The organism is Acidovorax sp. JHL-9, from assembly GCF_000426205.1.
GTDB classification, from domain to species: domain Bacteria; phylum Pseudomonadota; class Gammaproteobacteria; order Burkholderiales; family Burkholderiaceae_C; genus Acidovorax; species Acidovorax soli.
The window spans coordinates 21,649-43,153 of the sequence record NZ_AUEX01000013.1 but is presented as its reverse complement, the minus strand read 5'-3'; the positions used below and the strand labels follow the sequence as shown (position 1 = coordinate 43,153).

Below are 21,505 nucleotides of genomic sequence, written 5' to 3'. Positions count from 1 at the left end.
GACAAGCATGACGACACAGCCACCGGCGCACAGCCTTTTTCCTCCTTCCTTCCATCGAGACGGCATGGCGCGCCGCACGCTGCTGGCGGCCGCGGTGGCCGGCGCCGTGGCCCCGGCGCTGACCTGGGCCCAAGGGGCTGACAAACCGCTGCGCATGGTGCTGCCCGTCAGCGCGGGCTCGGGGGTGGACGGTGTGGCCCGCGTGCTGGGCCCCAGCCTGGGCAAGGCGCTGGCGCGGCCCGTGGTGGTGGAAAACTATCCCGGTGCGGGTGGCATCACGGGCACCTCGATGATCGTCAAGGCGCCCAAGGATGGTTCGGTGCTGGGCATGGTGTCCAACAACCATGTGGTGAACCCCAGTGTGTTCAAGAACATTCCCTACGATGCCGTGGACGACATCACGCCCATCACCATGATCGGCGCCACGCCGTTCGTGCTGGTGGCCCATCCATCGGTGGCGGCCAGGAACTTGCGCGAACTCATCGCCCTGGCCAAGGCCCAGCCCGGCGCGCTGAACTACGGATCGTCCGGCAACGGCACCATCCTGCACCTGGCCGCCGAGATGTTCGTGCACGAGGCCCAGGTGGACATCAAGCACATTCCTTACCGGGGCATGGGGCCGCTGACCGCCGATGTGCTGGGTGGGCAGATCCAGATGGCGTTCATTGCCATCGCCGTTGCCGCGCCCCATGTGAAGGCGGGCGCGCTGCGGGCCATCGGTTTGTCGTCCAGCGTCCGCTCGCCGCTGCTGCCCGACCTGCCAACGATGGCCGAGCAGGGGCTGCCCCACTACGTGCTCGATGGCTGGGTGGCCGTGGTCGGGCCGGCCGGTCTGCCCAAGGCCGAGGTGGAGCGCGCCTACCAGGGGGTGCGCAGCGCGGTGGCCACGCCGGAGGTGCGCGATGCCTTGCTGGCACAGGGTTACCAGCTGCAAAGCCCCCCGCCCGACGCCACGGCGGCATTCTTTCGCAGCGAGGTCGGCCGCATGGCCCGGCTGGTGAAGCAGTCAGGGCTCAAGCTGGACTGACTGCCCATTTTTATAGGGCTGATGGCGCTTATCCATCAAGCGCCAAAAGCCTTTCATGGGGAAGCTCTGACAGGGCCTGTACACAGTGTTGTGTCGCTCCCAAAGCACGACGCCCCGGCACCATCGTAGTGGCCGGGGCGCCTGCGGCACGCCCTGTTGCCAGGGCTGTGGTGGTACGGCTTACAGCGAATCGATGAAGCTGCGCAGCTTGTCCGAGCGGCTGGGGTGCTTGAGCTTGCGCAGCGCCTTGGCCTCGATCTGGCGGATGCGTTCGCGCGTTACGTCGAACTGCTTGCCCACTTCTTCCAGCGTGTGGTCGCTGGTCATCTCGATGCCGAAGCGCATGCGCAGCACCTTGGCTTCGCGCGGCGTGAGGCCATCCAGGATGTCCTTGACCACGTCGCGCAGGCCGGCCTGCATGGCGGCTTCGATGGGGGCGGTGTTGGCGCCATCCTCGATGAAGTCGCCCAGGTGGCTGTCGTCGTCGTCACCGATCGGCGTTTCCATGGAGATCGGCTCTTTCGCGATCTTCATGATCTTGCGGATCTTGTCCTCGGGGATCTCCATCTTGGCCGCCAGGATGGACGCATCGGGCTCGAAGCCAAACTCCTGCAGGTGCTGGCGGCTGATGCGGTTCATCTTGTTGATGGTCTCGATCATGTGCACCGGGATGCGGATGGTGCGCGCCTGGTCGGCGATCGAGCGCGTGATGGCCTGGCGGATCCACCAGGTGGCATAGGTCGAGAACTTGTAGCCGCGGCGGTATTCGAACTTGTCCACCGCCTTCATCAGGCCGATGTTGCCTTCCTGGATCAGGTCCAGGAACTGCAGGCCGCGGTTGGTGTACTTCTTGGCAATCGAGATCACCAGGCGCAGGTTGGCCTCGATCATTTCCTTCTTGGCATCGCGCGAGGTGGCTTCGCCCTCGTTCATGCGCTTGTTGATGCCCTTGAGCTCGACCAGCGGCACGACCACGCGCGATTGCAGGTCGGTCAGCTTTTGCTGCAGGTCCTGGATGGGCGGGATGTTGCGTGCCATGATGGCCGACCAGGGCTTGCCGGCAGCGGCCTGCTTTTCCACCCACTTGAGGTTGAGCAGGTTGGGCGGAAAGTCCTTGATGAAGGTTTCCTGGGGCATGCCGCACTTGTCCACGATGATGCGGCGCAGTTCGCGTTCCTTCTTGCGCACATCGTCCACCTGGCCGCGCACCATGTCGCACAGCTTCTCGATGGTCTTGGCCGTGAAGCGGATGGTCATCAGCTCCTGCGACAGGGCCGCCTGGGCCTTGACATAGGCGGGCGTGCCGTAGCCTTCCTTGTCATAGATCTGGTGGACCTTCTCGAACAGCTCGCGCAGCTTGTCGAAGCGCTCCAGCGCCTGCTTCTTGAGTTCTTCGAGCTTCTTGGTCAGGGCCTTGGAGCCGCCCTTGCCGTCGTCGTCATCGGCTTCGTCGAATTCGTCGAAGTCTTCTTCGGCCACATAGTCGTCGGCCTCGTTGGGGTTGGAGAAACCGTCCACGATGGTCGAGATGACGACCTTGCCTTCGCGGATCTCCTCGCCCATGTTCAGGATTTCGGCGATGGTGGCGGGCGATGCACTGATCGCCTCCATCATGGCCATCAGGCCGCCTTCGATGCGCTTGGCGATCTCGATTTCACCTTCGCGCGTGAGCAGTTCCACAGTGCCCATTTCGCGCATGTACATGCGCACGGGGTCGGTGGTGCGGCCGAACTCGCTGTCCACGGTGGACAGGGCGGCTTCGGCGGCCTCTTCGGCTTCTTCCTCGGTGGCGCCAGCGGGGGCGTTGTCCGTGATGATCAGCGCTTCGGCGTCGGGCGTCTGCTCGTACACCGCCACGCCCAGGTCGTTCAGCGTGGTGATGACGGCTTCGAGGGTTTCGGCATCCACGAGCTTGTCGGGCAGGTGGTCGGAGATTTCAACGTGCGTGAGGTAGCCGCGCGTCTTGCCCAGCTTGATCAGTGTCTTCAGGCGCGCGCGGCGCTTGGCCATGTCTTCTTCGGACAGGACGGTTTCGTCCAGGCCGAATTCCTTCATCAAGGCGCGTTCCTTCGCCTTGCTGATCTTCATGCGCAGGGGCTTGACCTTTTCGGCCGTGGGGGTGGCCTCCGCCTCGACTTCGCCTTCGAGGTCGGCTTCGATGTCCGACAGGTCTGCGTCGTCACTGCCCACTTCGCCCGCTGCTGCCTTGGGCTTGCGACCGCGCTTGGCGGGGGTCTTGGCCTCGGCACTGTCTGCGGCCTTGGCCGGACGGCCGGGGCGTTTTCTGGGGGCCTCGTCACCGTCGGATGGGGCGGCTGCGGCGCGGGCAGGCTTCTTCTTCAGCAATTCATCGGCAGCTTTGGTCAGCTCGGCAGAACTTTTCACGGGCACGGTTTTCACTTTCTTGGCAGCCGGGGCAGGGGCCGCAGCAACGGCCTTGCGGGGCGCGGCTGGGGCAGGTGCTTTGGCAGCGGTTTTGGAGACAGCCTTCGCGGCGGTGCCTGGAGCGGACTTGGGCGGCTTCGCGGACTTTTGAGCGGGCATGGAACAACCTCAGAATCAAAAACGGACACAAAGAAAACGCAAGCGCCTCAGGTCCCGGCGCGGGTGGCAACGCAAAGCTAGGGGGGCTTTGCGTTTTGAGGGGAGGCCCTCAGGGGCAAGATGTCTGGGCGAACATTTGGTGTGCAGTCCTTGCGATAAGTGGGCCCATCAGCGCATAGGTGCGCGTTTGTCACGGTGGCCCGGCTCGGAGGTGCTGCTGTCGCTCTTGCCGAAAAACCCTACATTATACCGACTGTCCGCTATTTCAAGGGGTGCGGGGCAAGATGCCTTGCAATACGTTGCGCCGCTGTTCCAGCGCGCGGTAGCGTTCCAGTGCCGTAGGGTCTTGCGCCACCTGCAGGATCAGGTTTTTTTGCTGGGCGTTGATGTCTTCGATCAGCATGCGGTTCAGAAGATCCCGCAGTTCCAGCCGCAATTCGTGCAGATCGCCCTCGGTCTGCGCGTGCGAGCCGGTCATGACCTTCACCGCCAGGGCCTCACAGGGGTTGCCCCGCAGGCTTTCCCGCAGCAGGGCCCAGGCCTGCGGCCCATGCTCGTGGAACTGTCCTTCCAGCCAGCTGAACAGCGGGCCATGCGGGGCGGGCTGGGCGCACAGCGCCGCGTGGTCGTCGTGCGTCAACTCCTCCAGAAACGCCATGTGCGACAACAGCAGCCGTGCGGCGTGGTCTGCCCGGCTGGCGGTGGGCGTGCGCGGCAGGCGTGGCTGGGGCGGCCAGGGCGCGGCGTCCTTTTTTTTCCAGCTGCCGCCTTTCCAGTCGCCGCCCTTGCGAAAGGGTGGCTTCGGGGGAGCGTCGTAGCCGCCGGGTGATTGCCAGCCGGCATCGGCAGGCGCGCCCCACGGGGGCTCGTCCGTGGGGGGGGAGGCATGGCGGTGCGAGGCCACGGTGCCAGGGTGGCGTGCTGCCTCCTGGGCGGCGGTCTTGTTCCAGAGGTCGGACAGGTCGTGGGCGTCCAGCTGGGCCAGCTGTGCCAGTTCGGTGAGCACCTGGCGCCGCAGCACCCCCTCGGGCAGTGCGCTCCACAGGGGGCGGGCATTGCTCGCCATGTGGGCGCGGCCTTCTGCCGTGCCCAGGTCGCAGCTTTCGCTGGCGGCTTCGATCAGGAAGCGGCTCAAAGGCACTGCATCGCCAATGTGGCGGGCAAAGGCATCGGAGCCGTGCGCGCGTACAAAGCTGTCGGGATCGTGCTCGGGCGGCAGGAACAGAAACTTGATGCTGCGCGTGTCGCTGGCATGGGACAGGGCACCGTCGAGCGCCTTGCGGGCCGCCCGGCGGCCCGCGGCATCGCCGTCAAAGCTGAACACCACCGATTCGGTAAAGCGCAGCAGCTTTTGCACATGCTCGGGCGTGCAGGCGGTGCCCAGCGTGGCCACGGCATTGGGGAACCCCAGCTGCGCCAGGGCCACCACATCCATGTAGCCCTCGGTGACCAGCGCAAAACCCTGCTCGCGAATGGCGGCACGGGCCTCGAACAGGCCATAGAGCTCGCGGCCCTTGTGGAACACCGGGGTTTCGGGCGAGTTGAGGTACTTGGGTTTGTCATCGCCCAGCACCCGGCCGCCAAAGCCGATGCACTCGCCCTTGACGTTGCGGATGGGAAACATCACCCGGTCACGGAAGCGGTCGTAACGCTTGCCGCCATCTTCGTCATTGACGATGACCAGCCCGCTTTCTTCGAGCAGCGGGTCGTCGTAGTGCGGAAAAACACTGGCCAGGCTGCGCCAGCCTTCGGGGGCATAGCCCAGACCATAGCGCTTGGCTACCGCACCCGACACCCCGCGTCCCTTGAAATACGCCACGGCCCGGGGCGATATGCGCAACTGCCGGCGATAGGCCTCGGCGGCTTTTTCCAGCACATCGGTCAGCGTGGCCTGCTTTTGCCGGGCGGCGGCGGCGCGCTCTTTTTCCTGCGGCGAGATGTCATCGTCGGGCACCTGCAGGCCCACCTGCTGGGCCAGGTCCTGCACGGCCTCGATGAAGCCCATACCGGCGTGCTCCATGAGAAAACTGATGGCGTTGCCGTTCTTGCCGCAGCCAAAGCAGTGATAGAACTGTTTGGCGGGGCTGACGCTGAAGGAGGGCGATTTCTCGCCGTGGAAGGGGCACAGCCCCATGAAATTGGCGCCGCCTTTCTTGAGCTGCACGTAGCGGCCCACGATGTCCACCACGTCCACGCGCGAAAGCAGTTCCTGAATGAAAGATTGGGGAATCGACACGGGGCTTATTGTCTGCGCAAAGTGTGGTTACACTCGTTAACATTTGGCGAAGCCGAGACATCTCCATGGCAACAACGGGGACCCCGTGGACACGCAGTGCCGCAGCGCGGCTGGGCGTGTGGCTGTGCGCGGCAGCCGTTGCCTGGCTGCCGCTGTGCGCGTCGGGGGCGCCGGTGCTGCGCGTCCTGTCATGGCCCGGGTACGCCGACGCCGATGTGGTGGCCGCCTTTGAAAAGCGCCATGCCGTGCGCGTCGAAATCACCACCGTGGGCTCGGACGACAGCCTGCGTGCCAAGCTGGCCGATCCGGCAGGCCCAGGCTATGACGTAGTGGCCGCCAACACGGTCGAGATCGCCAGCCTGGTCGCGCAAAAGCGCCTCATCCCGCTGCCGATGAAGGACATTGCCAATGCCGGGCGCCAGTTGCCCCGGTTTCGGCAGCTGGCATCGATTCCCGGCATCACCAGCGAAGGGGCCGTGTATGCGCTGCCCTACACCTATTCGGAAATGGGCCTGATCTACGACCGCCGGCAGTTCGGCGTGCCGCCAGACTCGCTGAACGTGCTGTGGGATCCGCGTTGGCAGGGGCGGGTGCTGGCGTTCGATGGCAGCAGCCACAGTTTCTCGCTGGCCGCCCAGCGCCGGGGGCTGGCGCCCTTTCACATCGATGCGGCGCGGTTCGGCGGTCTGGCCCGCGACCTGGTGGCGCTTCGCCGCAACGTGCTGTCGTTCTATTCGGTGCCCGAGGAATCGGTGGAGCTGTTCCGCCGCCACCGCATCGCGGTGATGCATGCCAACTACGGCCAGCAGCAACTCAAGCTGCTGCGCGACGCGGGGCTCGACGTGGGCTATGTCATCCCGAAGGAAGGGGCCCTGGCCTGGCTCGACTGCTGGGCCATCACGCGCCGCTCTGCCCAGCCCGCACTGGCGGCCCGGTGGATCGACTACATGCTTGAGCCGGCGGTGAGCGGTGTACTGACCCGGCGCCAGGGGCTGGCCAACACCTTGCAGGAGCCTCCCGGCGGCGCGGCGGGCGCTGCGGCGAGCCCGATGGTGTGGCTGGAGCCGGTGGAGAGCGAAGGGCAGCGCACCCGGCTCTGGCGGCGCATCGTATCGGGCGAGCGCCCCGAGGGGTTCTGAGCCATGCGCTGGGGCATCGCGTCGCGCCTGGGCTGGATTCTGGCCTCCTTCAGCGTACTGGCTGCGGTGCTGGCGGGCTACTACACCTATGCTGCCGCGCGCGACCTGCTGCGTGAGCGGGCCGAGCGCTCGCTGCTGGCCACCACGCAGGTGCTGACGCACCACCTCGAAGCCGGTTTTTCGGCCGTGGCGCGCGATGCCACCTTGCTGGCGGCCGCGGCGGCCGTGGCCACCGAGCCGCGCACGGCGCAGCCGCCGCATGCACCTTCTGTGCGCGACCGCCGCCTGCTGGCCGAAGTGTTCAAGGCGAGCCTGGCTGCGCACCCCTCGTACCTGCAGATCCGGCTCATCAGTGCCCGCGACCATGGCCTGGAGCTGCTGCGGGTGGACCGGCTGGGCGATGACCTGGTGGAGGCGCCCCAGGCCGCGCTGCAGGAAAAAGCCCATTTCCCCTTTGTTTTCGAAACCCTCAAGCTGCGTTCGGGCGCGGTGTACTTCAGCGAGTTCGGCATCAACCACGAAGGCGATGCCACCGAAGAGCAGCAGCAACCCATCTTCAACATGGCATCGCCCGTGGTGCGCTGGGGGACCGTCGAGGCCGTGGTGGTCGTGCGCGTGGCGGCCACCCCCTTCCTGGCCTCCTTCAGGAAAAGCCTGCCCGAGAACTATGGGTTTTACCTGTGCAACCGCTGGGGCGACATTCTGGTGCACCCCGATCCGACCCAGACCTTCGGTTTCGATCGTGGCCAACGCATCCTTCTGCAGGACACCCTGGCGCCGGTGGCGCAGATCATCGAAGGGCGCACCCACGAACTCATGATGGACGCGCAGGCGGATGGTGCCGAACCGCGCGTGTTCTCGTTCACCCGCTTGCCCGTCGGGGATTCGGACGAAGGCCGCTTCCTGGTGGCGGGGCTCTCGCAGCCCATGGCCGTGGTGCAGGACGAAGTGCTCGAGCTGGGGCGCGGCATCCTCAAGATGCTGCTGATCCTGAGCGCGGTAGGCATGCTGCTGGCCACACTGGTGTCCCGGGCGGTGACCAGGCCCCTGCAGACCATGGTGCGCGCGGCCCGCGCCTTTTCGCGGGGAGAGCCCCACGGCGCCCTGCCGGTCGAGCGGCAGGATGAGGTGGGTGAACTGGCGCGCAGCCTGAGCGACATGGAGCAGCAGATCACCCGCCAGATCGCCGAACTCAACGCCAGCCGGGACAGCATGGCGCACCTGGCCCATCACGATCTCCTCACCGGACTGCCCAACCGGCGCATGTTCGAGCAGCGCCTGGCGCAGGCGCTGGAGCTCTCAAGGCGCAGCGGACGGGCGTGTGCGCTGTTCTTTGTGGACCTGGACGATTTCAAGTCCATCAACGACGCCCTGGGCCATGCGGCGGGCGATGAGGTGCTGCAGGCCACGGGCCGTGCCATCGTCTCGGCCGTGCGCCAGGCCGATACGGTGGCTCGCCTGGCAGGCGACGAGTTCACCGTGCTGTGCGAGAACGTCGATACCGAAGAAGCTGCGCTTCAGATTGCCGAGAAACTGCAGCAGGCCTTTGGGCAACCGCTGGAACTGTGCGGAAAATCGCTGCGGGTGCGCGCCAGCATCGGCATGAGCCTTTTCCCACGCGATGCGCACGACGCACAATCGCTGCTGGCCAGCGCGGATGCGGCCATGTACCGTGTCAAGCAAAGCCGCAGCAACCACCCCTGAGGCGTGGCCTGTCTAGCTCCTGTTCATTTTTTTCCTTGTGAAGCGCAATGACCTCCATCTACGACCAGCACCTGCCCCGCACTGAAGCCAACTTCGCCCCCCTGTCGCCGCTGGGCTTCATCGAGCGCACCGCCGAGGTTTACCCCGACCGCCTGGCCATCGTGCACGGCACCCTGCGCCAGACCTGGGCGCAGACCTATGCGCGCTGCCGCCAGCTGGCCAGCAGCCTGCAGCGCGCCGGCATAGGCAAGAACGACACCGTGGCCGTCATGCTGCCCAACACGCCGCCCATGGTCGAGGCGCACTTTGGCGTGCCCATGGCGGGCGCCGTGCTCAATGCCCTGAACACGCGCCTCGATCCCGAGGCCATCGCCTTCATGCTCGACCACGGCGAGGCCAGGGCGGTGATCGTGGACCCCGAATTCGCCGGCGTCATGGCCAAGGCCCTGGCGCTGCGCAAGAACCTGGCGCCGCTGCTGCTGATCGACGTGGAGGACGCTGTCTACGGCCCCGCCAGCCAGAAACTCGGCACCACCACCTACGAGGAATTTCTGGCCGGCGGCGACCCGCAATTCGCCTGGGAGCTGCCCGCCGACGAATGGGATGCGATTGCGCTGAACTACACCAGCGGCACCACCGGCAACCCGAAGGGCGTGGTCTACCACCACCGGGGCGCGGCCACCAATGCCATCAGCAACGTGCTGGAGTGGGACATGCCCAAGCACGCCGTCTATCTGTGGACGTTGCCCATGTTCCACTGCAACGGCTGGTGTTTTCCGTGGACGGTGGCGGCGCGCGCGGGCGTCAACGTGTGCCTGCGCCGCGTGGAGGCGCAGGCCATCTTCGATGCCATCCGCAACCATGGTGTCACGCACTACTGCGGCGCGCCCATCGTGCACGGCCTGCTGGTGAACGCGCCGGCCGCAATGAAGGAGGGTGTGCCTGCCGGCGTGAAGGCCATGGTGGCCGGCGCCGCGCCACCGGCTTCCATGATTGAGGGCATGGAGAAGATGGGCTTCGACCTGACCCATGTCTACGGCCTGACCGAGGTCTATGGCCCGGCCACGGTGTGCGCCCGGCACGAAGCCTGGAACGACCTCGACATCGGCGAGCGCGCCCGCCTCAACGCCCGCCAGGGCGTGCGCTACCACCTGCAGCGCGCAGCCCGGGTGCTCGACCCCGAAACCCTGCAACCCGTGCCCTGGGATGGCGAGACCATGGGCGAGATCATGTTCCGAGGCAACATCGCCATGAAGGGCTACCTCAAGAACCCCAAGGCCACCGAGGAAGCCTTTGCCGGCGGCTGGTTCCACAGCGGCGACCTGGCCGTGCAGTACCCCGACGGCTACATCAAGATCAAGGACCGCAGCAAGGACATCATCATCTCGGGCGGCGAGAACATCTCGTCCATCGAGGTCGAGGACGTGCTCTACCGCCACCCCGACGTGCTGGCCGCCGCCGTGGTGGCCAAGCCCGACGCCAGGTGGGGCGAAACGCCCTGCGCCTTCGTCGAACTGAAGGCGGGCGCACAGACCACGGTCGAAGACATCGTGCAGCACTGCAAGAAGCACCTGGCCGGCTTCAAGGTGCCGCGCGCCGTGGTGTTTGGCGACATCCCCAAAACCGCCACGGGCAAGATCCAGAAGTTCGAGCTGCGCAAGCAGGCGGGCTCGGCCGCGGCCATCGACGTCTGACCATTGCACGGCGGCCAGCCACGGCAGGGGCATTCGAAGGTGCTCCGTTTTCATAGCTATTGGCGCCTTCTGAACAAGCGTTGAAGCCATTTTTTCTCCAATGCCGGGCAGTCGGCAGTGGTGGGCAGATCTGGCGGCATCCCCTGCAGCCAAGCCGGGTGCGATACTTGCCGCGGTTTTTTCGTCCCATCCCTGCCCGCAAGCCCGGGCGAGCGAGTTGTTGATTGACGTCCCTGCACTCCCCCGATCTCGCCGCGCGCAGCCTTGCTGCGCTGTGGCACCCCTGTACCCAGATGGCGCGTGCCGCCGTCACGCCGCCGCTGGCCATCGCCCGGGGTGAAGGCCCCTGGCTTTTCGACCTGGAAGGCCGGCGCTATTTCGACGCCAACAGCTCCTGGTGGGTGAACCTGTTCGGGCACTCGGATGCCGGCATCCGCGCCGCCATCACGCACCAGCTCGAAACCCTGCCCCATGTCATGCTGGCAGGCTGCACCCATGCGCCCGCGGTCGAGCTGGCCGAAAAACTCGCGGCCCTGACGGGCGGCGCGCTGGGCCACGCCTTCTTTGCCAGCGACGGCGCCTCGGCGGTCGAGATCGCGCTGAAGATGAGCTTTCATTCGTGGCGCAACCGGGGCCTGGCGGACAAGCGCGAATTCGTCTGCCTGCGCAACGGCTACCATGGCGAAACCATTGGCGCGCTGGCCGTGACCGATGTGGCGGTGTTCCGCGATGCCTACGACCCGCTGCTGATGCGTGCCCACATCGTCGAGTCGCCCGATGCACGCCAGGGCCCGGATGCCGAGGCCCGCGCGCTGGCCGACCTGCGCCGCGTGCTGATCGAGCGGCGCGGCCATGTGGCCGCCCTCATCATCGAGCCGCTGGTGCAATGCGCCGCCGGCATGGCGATGCACGAGCCCTCGTACCTGCGTGCCGTGCGGGCGCTGTGCGACGAGTTCGACGTCCACCTGATCGCCGACGAGATCGCGGTGGGCTGCGGGCGCAGCGGCACCTTCTTTGCGTTCGAGCAGGGCGAGTGCGGCTGGCCCGACTTCATCACGCTGTCCAAGGGCATCAGCGGCGGCACGCTGCCGCTGTCGCTGGTGCTGACCACCGAAACGGTGTACCAGAGCTTCTGGAGCGAGCAGGTGGGGCGCGGCTTTCTGCACTCGCATTCGTACACCGGCAATGCGCTGGCCTGCGCGGCGGCCAATGCCGTGCTCGACCGCTTCGCAGCCGACCAGGTGCTGGAGAAGAACCGCGCGCAGGCCCGGCTGCTGGCCGAGGCCTTCGCGCCGCTGGCCAGCGACCCGCGCGTGGCCCATTTGCGCCAGCGCGGCATGATCCTGGCGTTCGACGTGCGCGAGCCCGGTGAGCGATTTGCCGAGCGCTTTCACCTGGCGGCGCGCGCGCACGAGCTGCTGATCCGTCCCATTGGCGGCACGGTCTATCTGATGCCGCCCTATCTCATCGATGCGCCCACGGCGCAATTCCTGTTCCGGGCCGTGATGGCCACGCTGGAGGCGGTGCTGGATGCTGCTTGACCACCTGAACCAGAAGCTGCAGGCCATCGCCGCCAAGGATCTGACGCGCGTGCTGCGCGAGGCCGAGAGCGCCACCGCACCGGTGCAGCGCGTGCGCGGCGCCGATGGGCAATCCCGCGAGCTGCTGATGTTCTGCAGCAACGACTACCTGGGCCTGGCCGCCCATCCCGCGCTGGCCGAGGCCCTGGCCGAGGGCGCGCGACTGTATGGCGCCGGCTCGGGCTCGTCGCATCTCATCAGTGGGCACTCCAGCGCGCATGCGGCGCTGGAGCGCGCCCTGGCGGCGGCCGTGGCGCCCGCTATCCCGAACGCCGAGGCGCTGTTCTTCTGCACCGGCTTCATGGCCAACCTGGCGGTGCTCACGGCCCTGGGTGATGCCGATGCGGTGATCTTCTCGGAAGAACTCAACCACGCCTCGCTGATCGACGGCGCGCGCCTGGCCAAGGCGTCGGTGCAGCGCTATGCGCATTGCGACGTGCCCCAGCTCGACGCGCTGCTGGGCGCCAGCACGGCCCGCATCAAGCTGATCGTCACCGACGCGGTGTTCAGCATGGACGGCGACGTGGCCCCGCTCGACAAGCTGCTGGCGCTGGCCGAACGGCATGACGCCTGGCTGGTGGTGGACGACGCCCATGGCTTTGGCGTGCTGGGGCCGCAGGGGCGCGGCACGCTGGCGCACTTTGGCCTGCGCAGCGAGCGGTTGATCATGGTCGGCACGCTGGGCAAGGCGGCCGGGGTGGCCGGGGCCTTCGTGGCCGCGCACCCTACCGTCATCCAGTACCTGATCCAGGCCGCGCGGGCCTACATCTTCACCACCGCCGCGCCGCCCGCCGTGGCGCATGCGCTGCTGCAAAGCCTGGTGCTGATGGCCGGTGACGAGGGCGCGCAGCGCCGCGCCAATCTCGTGCGCCTGCAGGCGCAGCTGCGCGCCGGGGTGGGTGACCTGCTGGCGCGCCATCCCCAACTGGGCTGGCGGCTGGTGGCTTCAGACACCCCCATCCAGCCGCTCATCATTGGCGAGAACGCCGCTGCGCTGCGCGTGGCGGCCGCGCTTGACCGCGCCGGCCTGCGCGTGCCGGCCATCCGCCCGCCCACCGTGGCGCCGGGCACGGCGCGCCTGCGCATCACGCTGTGCGGCACCCACACCGCGGCCGACATCGACCGCCTGCTGGCGGCGCTGGCCGAGGCCGCTGAGGAGCTGGCATGACGCGCGGCTTTTTCAGCGCCGGGCCGCCCCAAGATGAAAAGCATCCCCCTCGGGGGGGCAGCGACCCGCGAAGCGGCCGAGCGTGGGGGGCATTTTTCATCACCGGCACCGACACCGAGATCGGCAAGACCGCCATCACCGCCGCGCTCACGCACCTGGCGGCGCAGTCGGGCCTGCGCGCCGCCGCCATCAAGCCGCTGGCGGCGGGGCAGGACTGCGTGGACGGCCGCTGGGTCAACGAAGATGTGCTGCGCCTGCGCGCCGCCAGCAACATGGACCTGCACGATGACGAGGTGGGCCCGCTGCAGCTGCGCACGCCCTGCGCGCCGCACATCGCCGCCCGCCTGGAGGGCCGTGCCATTGCGCGCGACGCCCTGCTGGCCGCTGTGCGCGGCGTGGCGGCGCGGGCCGACATCGCCTTCGTCGAGGGCGTGGGTGGCTTCCGCGTGCCGCTCGTTCCCGGCTGGGACACCGCCGACCTGGCCGTGGACCTGGGGCTGCCGGTGGTACTGGTGGTGGGCCTGCGCCTGGGCTGCATCAACCATGCGCTGCTCACGGCCGAAGCCGTGCGCGCGCGCGGCCTGCGCCTGGCCGGCTGGGTGGCCAACACCGTGGACGCGGCCATGCCCCATGTGGCGGACAACCTGGCTGCGCTGGAGGAAGGCCTTGTGGCGCCATTCCTGGGCCATGTGCCCCGCCTGCCAGACCCCAGTGCGCCGGCCATCGCGGCCCACCTGCCGCAGGCGCTCGCGCTGCTGCAGGCACCATAGCCGGCAGGCAGACGGGTCTGGTGCTCAACCGGCCGGAGGCAGCGGCGCCGCGGCCAGGCCGCGCAGCCGGGCCAGCTCCTCGCAGTCGATCGCAATGCCGTGGCGATCGGATTGCGCACGCTGCTGGTAGCGGCGGTCGCCGGGCTGGCGCTCCTGGCCGGCGGCGCGCATGTGCCGCACCAGGGTTTCGGTGCGCTGCGCGAAAGGGTGGCCGGCGCCCTTCGATGGATCGATCACGATCAGCAGCTCGCCCGTCCAGGGCGTCTTGGCGCCGGGGTGCTGCGACCAGTCGAAGCCGAACGAGAAGTTGCCGCCCGTGAGCGCCGCGGCCAGCAGCTCGACCATCATCGACAGGGCCGAACCCTTGTAGCCGCCAAACGGCAGCAGCGCGCCGCCATCCAGGACGGCCGCAGGGTCGCAGGTGGGCTGGCCATGGCGATCCACGCCATAGCCCTCGGGCAAGCGGTGGCCCGCGCGCGCGGCGATCTGCACGTCGCCGTGGGCGACGGCGCTGGTGGCCAGGTCAAACACCAGCGGGTCGCCCCCCGCGCGCGGCGCGGCGAAGGCGATGGGGTTGGTGCCGAACAAGGCCTTGTGCCCGCCCGTGGGCACCACGCAAGCCATGCTGTTGACGAAGGCCAGCGCCACCAGGCCTTCGCGTGCAAACGGTTCCACATCGGGCCAGAGCGCGGCGAAGTGGTGCGAGTTGCGGATGGCCAGCAGCGCAATGCCGTTGCGGCGTGCCTTCTCGATCAGCAGGCCGCGCGCGGCCTGCAGGGCCGGCTGGGCGAAGCCGTTGCCGGCATTGACCGCCACATAGCCGGGCGCCACGTCTTGCACCTGCGGCACGGCCCGCCCGTTGACCCAGCCGCTGGCCAGCGTGGACAGGTAGCCGGGAATGCGGAAGATGCCGTGGCTGTCGGCGCCGTCGCGCTGCGCGCTGGCGCAGTTGGCCGCCAGGATCGCCGCCACTTCGGGCGAGGTACCGTGGCGCAGAAAGATCTGGGTGAGCAGGTCTTGCAGTTCGGCAAAGGCAATGTGCTGGGTGGCGGGGGCGGTGGTGTGGGGCATGGGCAGGGGGACGGAAGCAGTCCGCCATGGTTGTGGCGGTCGTTGCGGATTTTTGCTATGTTTTTAATAGCTGCTAGGATTTATGGGTAAAGCGTTAGCGATTTTTATGCTGATTGCTGTCAGTCGCCCATCACCACGCCTTCGCGCCGTGGGTCGGCACCGCCCAGCCACATCTTCTTGCCATGCACCTGGCCGCGCGTGATGGCCTGCAGGCCGCTGGTCATGTTCATCTCGCGCACCTCGGCGCCGCGGGCGCGCAGGGCTTCCACGGTGGTGGGCGGGAAGCGGTTTTCCTCCAGCAGGCTGGGACCGTTGAACGAACCGAAATTGGGCAGGTTGATGGCCTGCTGGGGCATCAATCCCCAGTGGAGCACGCCATACAGCGTCTTGGCCGTGTAGTGGATGATGGCCGCGCCGCCGGGGCTGCCGCCGCTCATCAGCAACTCGCCACTGGCTTGGTCGAACACCAGCGTGGGCGCCATGGACGAGCGCGGGCGCTTGCCCGGCTGCACGCGGTTGGCAATGGGCTGGCCCTGGGCATCGGTAGGGGCAAAGCTGAAGTCGGTGAGTTCGTTGTTGAGCAGAAAGCCGCCAGGGCGCGCGGCGTTCGTGGTGACCATCTGGCGTGCTCCGAACTGGTCTTCGATGGTGGTGGTCATGGCCACGGCGTTGCCGAAGGCGTCGACGATGCTGATATGGCTGGTGCCGTACTCGGGCTGGTCGGGCATGGGGGCATGGCTGGTGCGCACCGCACCCGGATTGCCCGGCTGCGCCACCTTCATGCTCTGCGGGCCAATGAGTCGGGCGCGTTGGGCCAGATAGCCGGGCTCCAGCAGGCTCATCCAGCTGCCGGCGGGGGGCTGCACGAAATCGGGGTCGGCCACGTATTGCGCCCGGTCGGCGAAGGCCAGGCGGGCGGCCTCGGTGTACAGGTGCAGCCAGTCGGCACCGGGCGCCGGGCCGCGCAGGCCCTCTTGCAGGGGCAGCGCGGCCGCGTCGGTGTTCCTGAGGATGCCCAGGATCTGGCCGATGGCGATGGCCCCCGAACTCGGTGGCGGAAAGCCGCACACGCGGTAGTCGTGGGGCGCGACCTGGTAGCTGGTGCACAGGGCTGCGCGCTTTTTGGGCTGGTAGCCGGCCAGGTCGGCCAGGCTGAGCGGGCCGGGGTTGGTGGGATGCTTGCGCACCTTGGCCACGATGGCCTGGGCCACGTCGCCCTCATGCAGGGCCTTGGAACCCTGCTGTGCGATGGCCCGCAGCACGGCGGCCAGCTCGGGGTTCTTCAGCACATGGCCCACGGGCCAGGGCTTGCCTGCGGCGTCGTAGAAATAGGCGGCGGCCACGGGGTCTTGCGCCAGGAACTTGTCGTTGGCCAGCAGCGCGTTGAGCCGCGCGCTGACCTTGAAACCGCCCTCGGCCAGCTGGATGGCGGGCTGGAACAGTTGCGCCCAGGCCAGCTTGCCATGTTCCTTGTGGGCCAGCTCCAGCATGCGCACCGTGCCCGGCACGCCCACCGAGCGCCCGCCCACCACGGCATCGTTGAAGGGCAGGGGTTTGCCGTCCGCGCCGAGGAAGAGCTTGTCGGTGGCCGCCGCCGGTGCGGTTTCGCGCCCGTCATAGGCTTCGACCCGGGAGCCTGCGGCGTGCAGCAGGAAGGCGCCACCGCCAATGCCGCTCGACTGGGGCTCGACCAGCGTCAGCACCATCTGCACGGCAATGGCCGCGTCGATGGCCGAGCCGCCGGCCTTGAGCACCTGGTAGCCCGCGTCGGTGGCCAGCGGGTTGGCGGCAGCCACGGCGAACTTCTCGGCGGCCCAGCCCGGTTTGTCGGTGTAGCCCGACGAGCCTTCGGGCTGGTCCGGAACGGTGTAGGCCAGCGGAGGGGCGCTGCTGCAAGCGGCCAGCAAGGCAGCGGCGGCAATCAGCATGAGGCGGAGGGCGGGGGGCTTGGGCATCCTGGGGTCTCCATCGGGTGGGCGGAAAACCCATGGTACCGGGCTGCCGCGCTGGCCATCGCTGTTATTACATTACGGAACAGACGCGCAGGTGCTGAGTGTTTTTGACTTGTGGCGGTTGACAGGATTGCGCAGAAGCTATTCATTGATGAGCGCCGTGGTTCAGGCTGGCACCGGCCCCGCCCGCCCGTCTTCCACCACAAAGCGTGCCTGCGTGGAGGCGCCGCTGTCGGCACGCAGCGGGTCGTCCACCACGCGCAGGGTGGTGGTCCAGCGCTGGGGGGTGATGTCGGCCAGGCCGTAGCCGCGCTGGTCGCTGCGTGCCAGCAGCACATGCGGGTTGTGGCGGGCAATGGCGTCGACCTTGTCCTGCGTGGTGCCCGCGCGCGAGCTGATCGAGGTGCCGCAGAACTCGCTGGCGATCACCTCCGGGCTGGATGGCTGGCCGCCCGCCGCCTCGGACTGGACCTTGCAGACGTAGTTCTGGTGGATGTCGCCCCCCAGCAGCACGCTGTTGCGTGGCGCATGGCGGGCCAGCGACTGCAACAGGCGCGCCCGGGCGCCGGGGTAGCCGTCCCAGCTGTCGGTGGAGACCACGCCCGAGGGGTAGCGGCGGGGCGAAAACAGGGTTTGCTGCGCAATCACGCTCCAGCGGGTGCGGTCGTGCCGGGCGTCGGCGGCCAGGCCTGCGTCCAGCCACTGCTCCTGGGCGGTGCCCAGCAGGCTGCGCTGCGGGTCGGCCAGGGCAGCGCAGTCCTGGGGGCGCATGGCAGCCGCCCCGCCCGTGTCGGCCGCCCGGCAGGCCTGCCAGGCGCGGTGCTGGCGGGTGTCGAGCAGGTGCACGTTCGCCAGCCGGCCCCAGCGCAGGCGCCGGTACACCTGCAGCGCGCCGAAGTCGGGCGACACCAGGCTGGCGGCGCGCAGCGGCATGTTTTCGTAGAACGCCTGCCAGGCCGCGCTGCGCAGGGCCAGGAAGGCCGCCGGGTCGCCCTGGCTGCCCTTGCCTTGGGCGCTGGCGTAGTCGTTCTGCACCTCGTGGTCGTCCCAGGTGACGGCCCAGGGGCACGCGGCATGGGCCGCCTGCAGGGCGGGGTCGCTCTTGTGCAGTGCGTAGCGGTCGCGGAAGTCGGCCAGGGTGCTGGCGTACCGCAGCGCGTGCACTCGCGCCAGGCCCGTGGTGGTTGGCGGCGACGCGTATTCGTAGATGTAGTCGCCCAGGAACAGCACCAGGTCGGGCTGGTCGGCGCACAGGTGGCGCCAGGCGGCGTAGTGGCCGTGCTCCCAGCGCTGGCACGAGGCAAAGGCGATGCGCAGGTGGGCGTCCAGCGCATCGGCGGCGGGTGCGGTGCGGGTACGGCCCGTGGCGCTGGCGGCATCGCCCCGCATGAAGCGGTAGTGGTACCAGCGTGCCGGGGCGAGGCCGGTCACTTCCACATGCACGCTGTGGCCCAGGGCCGGCAGCGCCGTGACCTGGCCGCGTTGCACGATGCGCCGAAAGGCCGGGTCGTCGGCCAGTTCCCAGTGCACGGTGAGCGGCGCAGTCAATGGGTGGTCTGGCGTGGGCTGCAACCGCGTCCAGAGCACCACGCCCTCCGGTGTGGGATCGCCGCTGGCCACGCCCAGCGCAAAGGGGTCGTGCTGCACCGGGCTGTTGCTCCAGGCCCAGCGGGGCAGGGTGCCGGCGGCGGCTGCCCCGCTGGCGTACTGCAGGAAGGCGCGGCGTTGCAGGGGTGTCATGGCAGCGGGTGGGTGGTGTGGGGCGGGTTCAGGCGGCCATGAAGCGGTTTTTGCCCGAGTGCTTGGCCAGGTACCTGCTCTTGTTGGCGCGCAGGAGGGCCGCGGTGCTGGTTTCGTTCTCGCCCGGTGGGGCCCGCAGGCGCTGAACCAGAATGTGCTGCCGTGATGCGCGAGTTCGGCACAGGGAGCGGCGGTTTTTCGTGCAGTCCCCTGGTCTGGTGCTCCATCAGTTGACCATGACCAGCTTGCCCATCACGCCGCGCGAGCCCATGTGGGCGTAGGCTGCGGGCAGCTCGGCCATGGGCATGGTGCGGTCGATCACGGGCTTGATTTTTCCCTGGCCGTACCACTGGGCCAGCTCGCCCATCATGGCGGCATTGGCCTGGGGCTCGCGCCTGGCAAAGTCGCCCCAGAACACCCCCACGATGGAGGCCCCCTTGAGCAGCGCCAGGTTGAACGGCAGCGCCGGAATGGGGCCCGAGGCAAAGCCCACCACCAGGTAGCGGCCGCGCCAGGCAATCGATCGAAAGGCCGGCTCGGCAAAATCTCCGCCCACGGGGTCGTAGACCACGTCCGGTCCCTTGCCGCCGGTCAGGGCCTTGATCGCATCGCGCAGGTTTTCCTGGCTGTAGTTGATGGTGGCGTCGGCGCCGATGGACGTGCACAGCGCACATTTCTCGGCGCTGGAGGCCGCCGCGATCACGCGCGCACCCATGGCCTTGGCGATCTGGATGGCGGCGGTGCCCACGCCGCCCGCGGCGCCGAGCACCAGCACCGTCTCGCCGGCCTTGAGCTGGGCCCGGTCCACCAGTGCGTGGTGGGACGTGGCGTAGATCATGATGAATGCCGCTGCATCCACGTACGAGAAACCCTCTGGCAGGGGCATGCACAGGGCCGCCGGAGCGATGGTGTGCGTGCCGAAGCCGCCCGTTCCCGAGAGGCAGGCCACGTTCTGGCCGACTTTCAAGTGCGTGACGCCCTCTCCCACCGCCTGCACCACGCCCGCGTATTCGGAGCCCGGCACGAAGGGCAGAGGCGGCTTCATCTGGTATTTGTTCTGCACGATCAGCAGATCGGGAAAATTCAGGCTGGCCGCCTTGATCTCGATGAGCACCTCGCCCGCTTGGGGCGTGGGCGTGGGCAGTTCGGTCCAGGCAAGCGCGTCAACGCCGGTGGGGTTGGTGCAAAGCCAAGCGTGCATGGGGTGTCTCCTGTCAATGGTGGCCTGCATGATAGGGGTGGCCCAAGGGCGTGCGATGTCCCACGAGCGACGGGCGCATCCTGGCTGGGTGCCACCTACAATCCGTTGCAACCCCGCACAGTGACCATGAAGATTCTCCTATCCAATGACGACGGCTACCAGGCACCGGGCATCGTGGCCTTGTATGACGCGCTCAAGACCATCGCAGACGTCGAGGTGGTGGCGCCCGAGCACAACAACAGTGCCAAGTCGAACGCCCTGACCCTGCATTCGCCGCTGTATGTGCACCAGGCCGCCAACGGCTTTCGCTACGTCAATGGCACGCCGGCCGACTGCGTGCACATCGCCCTCACGGGGCTGCTCGGCTACCGCCCCGATCTGGTGGTGTCCGGCATCAACAACGGCGCCAACATGGGCGACGACACCATCTACTCGGGCACGGTCGGTGCTGCCATGGAGGGGTATCTTTTCGGCATTCCGGCCATGGCGATTTCGCAGGTGGACAAGGGCTGGGGCGAGATCGAGGCGGCGGCGCACAAGACCCGCGAAATCGTTGCGCAGATGGTGGGGCAGAACCTGGTGGCCGAAGCGCCCTGGCTGCTCAATATCAATATCCCGAACATGCCGCTGCAGGCATTGCGCCCCCTGAAGCTGTGCCGCCTGGGGCGCCGCCATGCGGCTGAGCGCGTGATCGTGCAGGAGAGCCCGCGTGGGGAGGTGATGTACTGGATTGGCGGGGCTGGCGCGGCCAAGGACGACGCCGAGGGTACCGATTTTCACGCCACGGCCCAGGGTCATGTGTCAGTCACTCCCTTGAAGGTGGACCTGACGGACCATGACAATCTTGGCTATTGGGCGCAAACCGCGTCCCGCCTGGTGGCTGCTGGACCAGCGGCCCCGCAGTGGTGATGCAGCGCAGGCCCGGTTTTCCTGCGCGCCTGGATGGCTCGGGGGGCGCTCCCTCCAGAGTCGCCCCCATGCCGATGCGCGCCAGTGCCCCCGCAGCGCCCCAGGGGGTCGGGCTGGACTCGGCAGCGGTGCGCGCCCGCATGGTGCAAAAGCTTGCTGCAGGCGGTATTTCCTCGCCGGTGGTGCTTCAGGCCATGTCCACTGTGGAGCGGCACCGCTTTGTTGACAGTGCGCTGGTGAACCAGGCGTACGAAGACACCAGTCTGCCCATTGGCCTGGCCCAGACCATCTCCAAGCCGAGCGTGGTGGGGCGCATGTGCGAGCTGCTCTTGGGGGCCGACGGTGCGCGCGCTGGCGGGCTGGGCCGGGTGCTGGAAATTGGCACCGGTTGCGGTTACCAGGCCGCGGTGCTCAGCCATGTTGCACGCGAGGTGTATTCGGTCGAGCGGCTGCGTGGCCTGCACGAAAAGGCCCGTGACAACCTGCGCCATCTGCGGCTGGCCAACGTGCATTTGTTGTTTGGCGATGGCATGCAGGGTTATGCCAAGGGTGCGCCCTATGCGGCCATCATTGCGGCGGCCGGTGGCGAGGCGGTGCCGCAGGCCTGGTGCGACCAGTTGGCCGTGGGAGGGCGCCTTGTCGCGCCCATGGCGCTTGCCGGCGGCCAGCAAGTGTTGCTTGTGATCGACAAAACCGCGCACGGATTGAAACAAAGCGTTCTCGAGCCGGTTCATTTTGTCCCCCTAAAATCGGGGATTGCCTGAAGGGAA

The 21,505-nt window shown here is 67.8% G+C and carries 15 protein-coding genes; 9 read left to right on the top strand and 6 right to left on the bottom strand.

The genetic code is table 11. The features are described 5' to 3' along the window. The first annotated feature begins 7 nt into the window (after positions 1-7). Complete coding sequence (locus tag K225_RS0110230) at positions 8-1,027, top strand: tripartite tricarboxylate transporter substrate binding protein (protein WP_051248857.1); 1,020 nt, start codon at positions 8-10, stop codon at positions 1,025-1,027. A gap of 180 nt (positions 1,028-1,207) precedes the next feature. On the opposite strand, the gene rpoD is transcribed toward K225_RS0110230, so the two are convergent. Next, positions 1,208-3,571 carry an RNA polymerase sigma factor RpoD gene (gene rpoD, locus K225_RS0110225; RefSeq protein WP_026436317.1) on the bottom strand — a complete coding sequence of 788 codons (2,364 nt, stop codon included), beginning with the start codon at positions 3,569-3,571 and terminating at the stop codon, positions 1,208-1,210. Positions 3,572-3,836: 265 nt separating this feature from the next. Further along, positions 3,837-5,807 (bottom strand): DNA primase, encoded by a 1,971-nt coding sequence (gene dnaG / locus K225_RS0110220; RefSeq protein ID WP_026436316.1) that lies wholly within the window; start codon positions 5,805-5,807, stop codon positions 3,837-3,839. Positions 5,808-5,872: 65 nt separating this feature from the next. Here dnaG and K225_RS0110215 point away from each other — a divergent pair, with 65 nt between their 5' ends. From K225_RS0110215 to bioD, 6 genes are all read left to right on the top strand, one after another. Then, positions 5,873-6,946: a PotD/PotF family extracellular solute-binding protein gene (locus K225_RS0110215; RefSeq protein ID WP_238323216.1), complete on the top strand. Its 1,074-nt coding sequence runs from the start codon at positions 5,873-5,875 to the stop codon at positions 6,944-6,946. 3 nt (positions 6,947-6,949) lie between these two features. Then, positions 6,950-8,650 (top strand): GGDEF domain-containing protein, encoded by a 1,701-nt coding sequence (locus tag K225_RS0110210; RefSeq protein ID WP_026436314.1) that lies wholly within the window; start codon positions 6,950-6,952, stop codon positions 8,648-8,650. Between the two features lie 47 nt (positions 8,651-8,697). Beyond that, positions 8,698-10,344 carry an acyl-CoA synthetase gene (locus tag K225_RS0110205; RefSeq protein ID WP_026436313.1) on the top strand — a complete coding sequence of 549 codons (1,647 nt, stop codon included), beginning with the start codon at positions 8,698-8,700 and terminating at the stop codon, positions 10,342-10,344. Positions 10,345-10,568: 224 nt separating this feature from the next. Further along, complete coding sequence (bioA, locus tag K225_RS0110200) at positions 10,569-11,885, top strand: adenosylmethionine--8-amino-7-oxononanoate transaminase (protein ID WP_026436312.1); 1,317 nt, start codon at positions 10,569-10,571, stop codon at positions 11,883-11,885. Then, positions 11,875-13,092 carry an 8-amino-7-oxononanoate synthase gene (bioF, locus tag K225_RS0110195; RefSeq protein ID WP_026436311.1) on the top strand — a complete coding sequence of 406 codons (1,218 nt, stop codon included), beginning with the start codon at positions 11,875-11,877 and terminating at the stop codon, positions 13,090-13,092. The genes bioA and bioF overlap by 11 nt, the downstream gene beginning before the upstream one ends. Further along, entirely contained in the window at positions 13,089-13,862 is a 774-nt protein-coding gene (gene bioD, locus K225_RS0110190; RefSeq protein WP_081679650.1) for a dethiobiotin synthase, read from the top strand. The genes bioF and bioD overlap by 4 nt, the downstream gene beginning before the upstream one ends. A 24-nt stretch (positions 13,863-13,886) precedes the next feature. Here bioD and K225_RS0110185 read toward each other — a convergent pair whose 3' ends face one another. The 4 genes from K225_RS0110185 to K225_RS0110170 all read right to left on the bottom strand — a co-directional run bounded on the left by K225_RS0110185 (position 13,887) and on the right by K225_RS0110170 (position 19,826). Further along, positions 13,887-14,933 carry an Ldh family oxidoreductase gene (locus K225_RS0110185; RefSeq protein WP_026436309.1) on the bottom strand — a complete coding sequence of 349 codons (1,047 nt, stop codon included), beginning with the start codon at positions 14,931-14,933 and terminating at the stop codon, positions 13,887-13,889. 119 nt (positions 14,934-15,052) lie between these two features. Next, on the bottom strand, positions 15,053-16,888 hold the full coding sequence (locus K225_RS0110180) for a gamma-glutamyltransferase family protein (protein WP_026436308.1): 1,836 nt from the start codon (positions 16,886-16,888) through the stop codon (positions 15,053-15,055). Between the two features lie 162 nt (positions 16,889-17,050). Further along, complete coding sequence (locus K225_RS0110175) at positions 17,051-18,625, bottom strand: alkaline phosphatase (RefSeq protein ID WP_026436307.1); 1,575 nt, start codon at positions 18,623-18,625, stop codon at positions 17,051-17,053. 226 nt (positions 18,626-18,851) lie between these two features. Beyond that, a complete protein-coding gene (locus K225_RS0110170) occupies positions 18,852-19,826 on the bottom strand; it encodes an NADPH:quinone oxidoreductase family protein (RefSeq protein ID WP_026436306.1) in 975 nt (324 codons plus the stop codon). A 126-nt stretch (positions 19,827-19,952) separates the two neighbouring features. Here K225_RS0110170 and surE point away from each other — a divergent pair, with 126 nt between their 5' ends. Both surE and K225_RS0110160 read left to right on the top strand, forming a co-directional pair. Continuing rightward, the gene (gene surE, locus K225_RS0110165; protein WP_026436305.1) at positions 19,953-20,735 is read left to right on the top strand and encodes a 5'/3'-nucleotidase SurE; all 783 of its coding nucleotides are present in this window, start codon (positions 19,953-19,955) and stop codon (positions 20,733-20,735) included. Next, positions 20,735-21,499 carry a protein-L-isoaspartate(D-aspartate) O-methyltransferase gene (locus K225_RS0110160; RefSeq protein ID WP_026436304.1) on the top strand — a complete coding sequence of 255 codons (765 nt, stop codon included), beginning with the start codon at positions 20,735-20,737 and terminating at the stop codon, positions 21,497-21,499. The genes surE and K225_RS0110160 overlap by 1 nt, the downstream gene beginning before the upstream one ends. Positions 21,500-21,505: the final 6 nt, after the last annotated feature.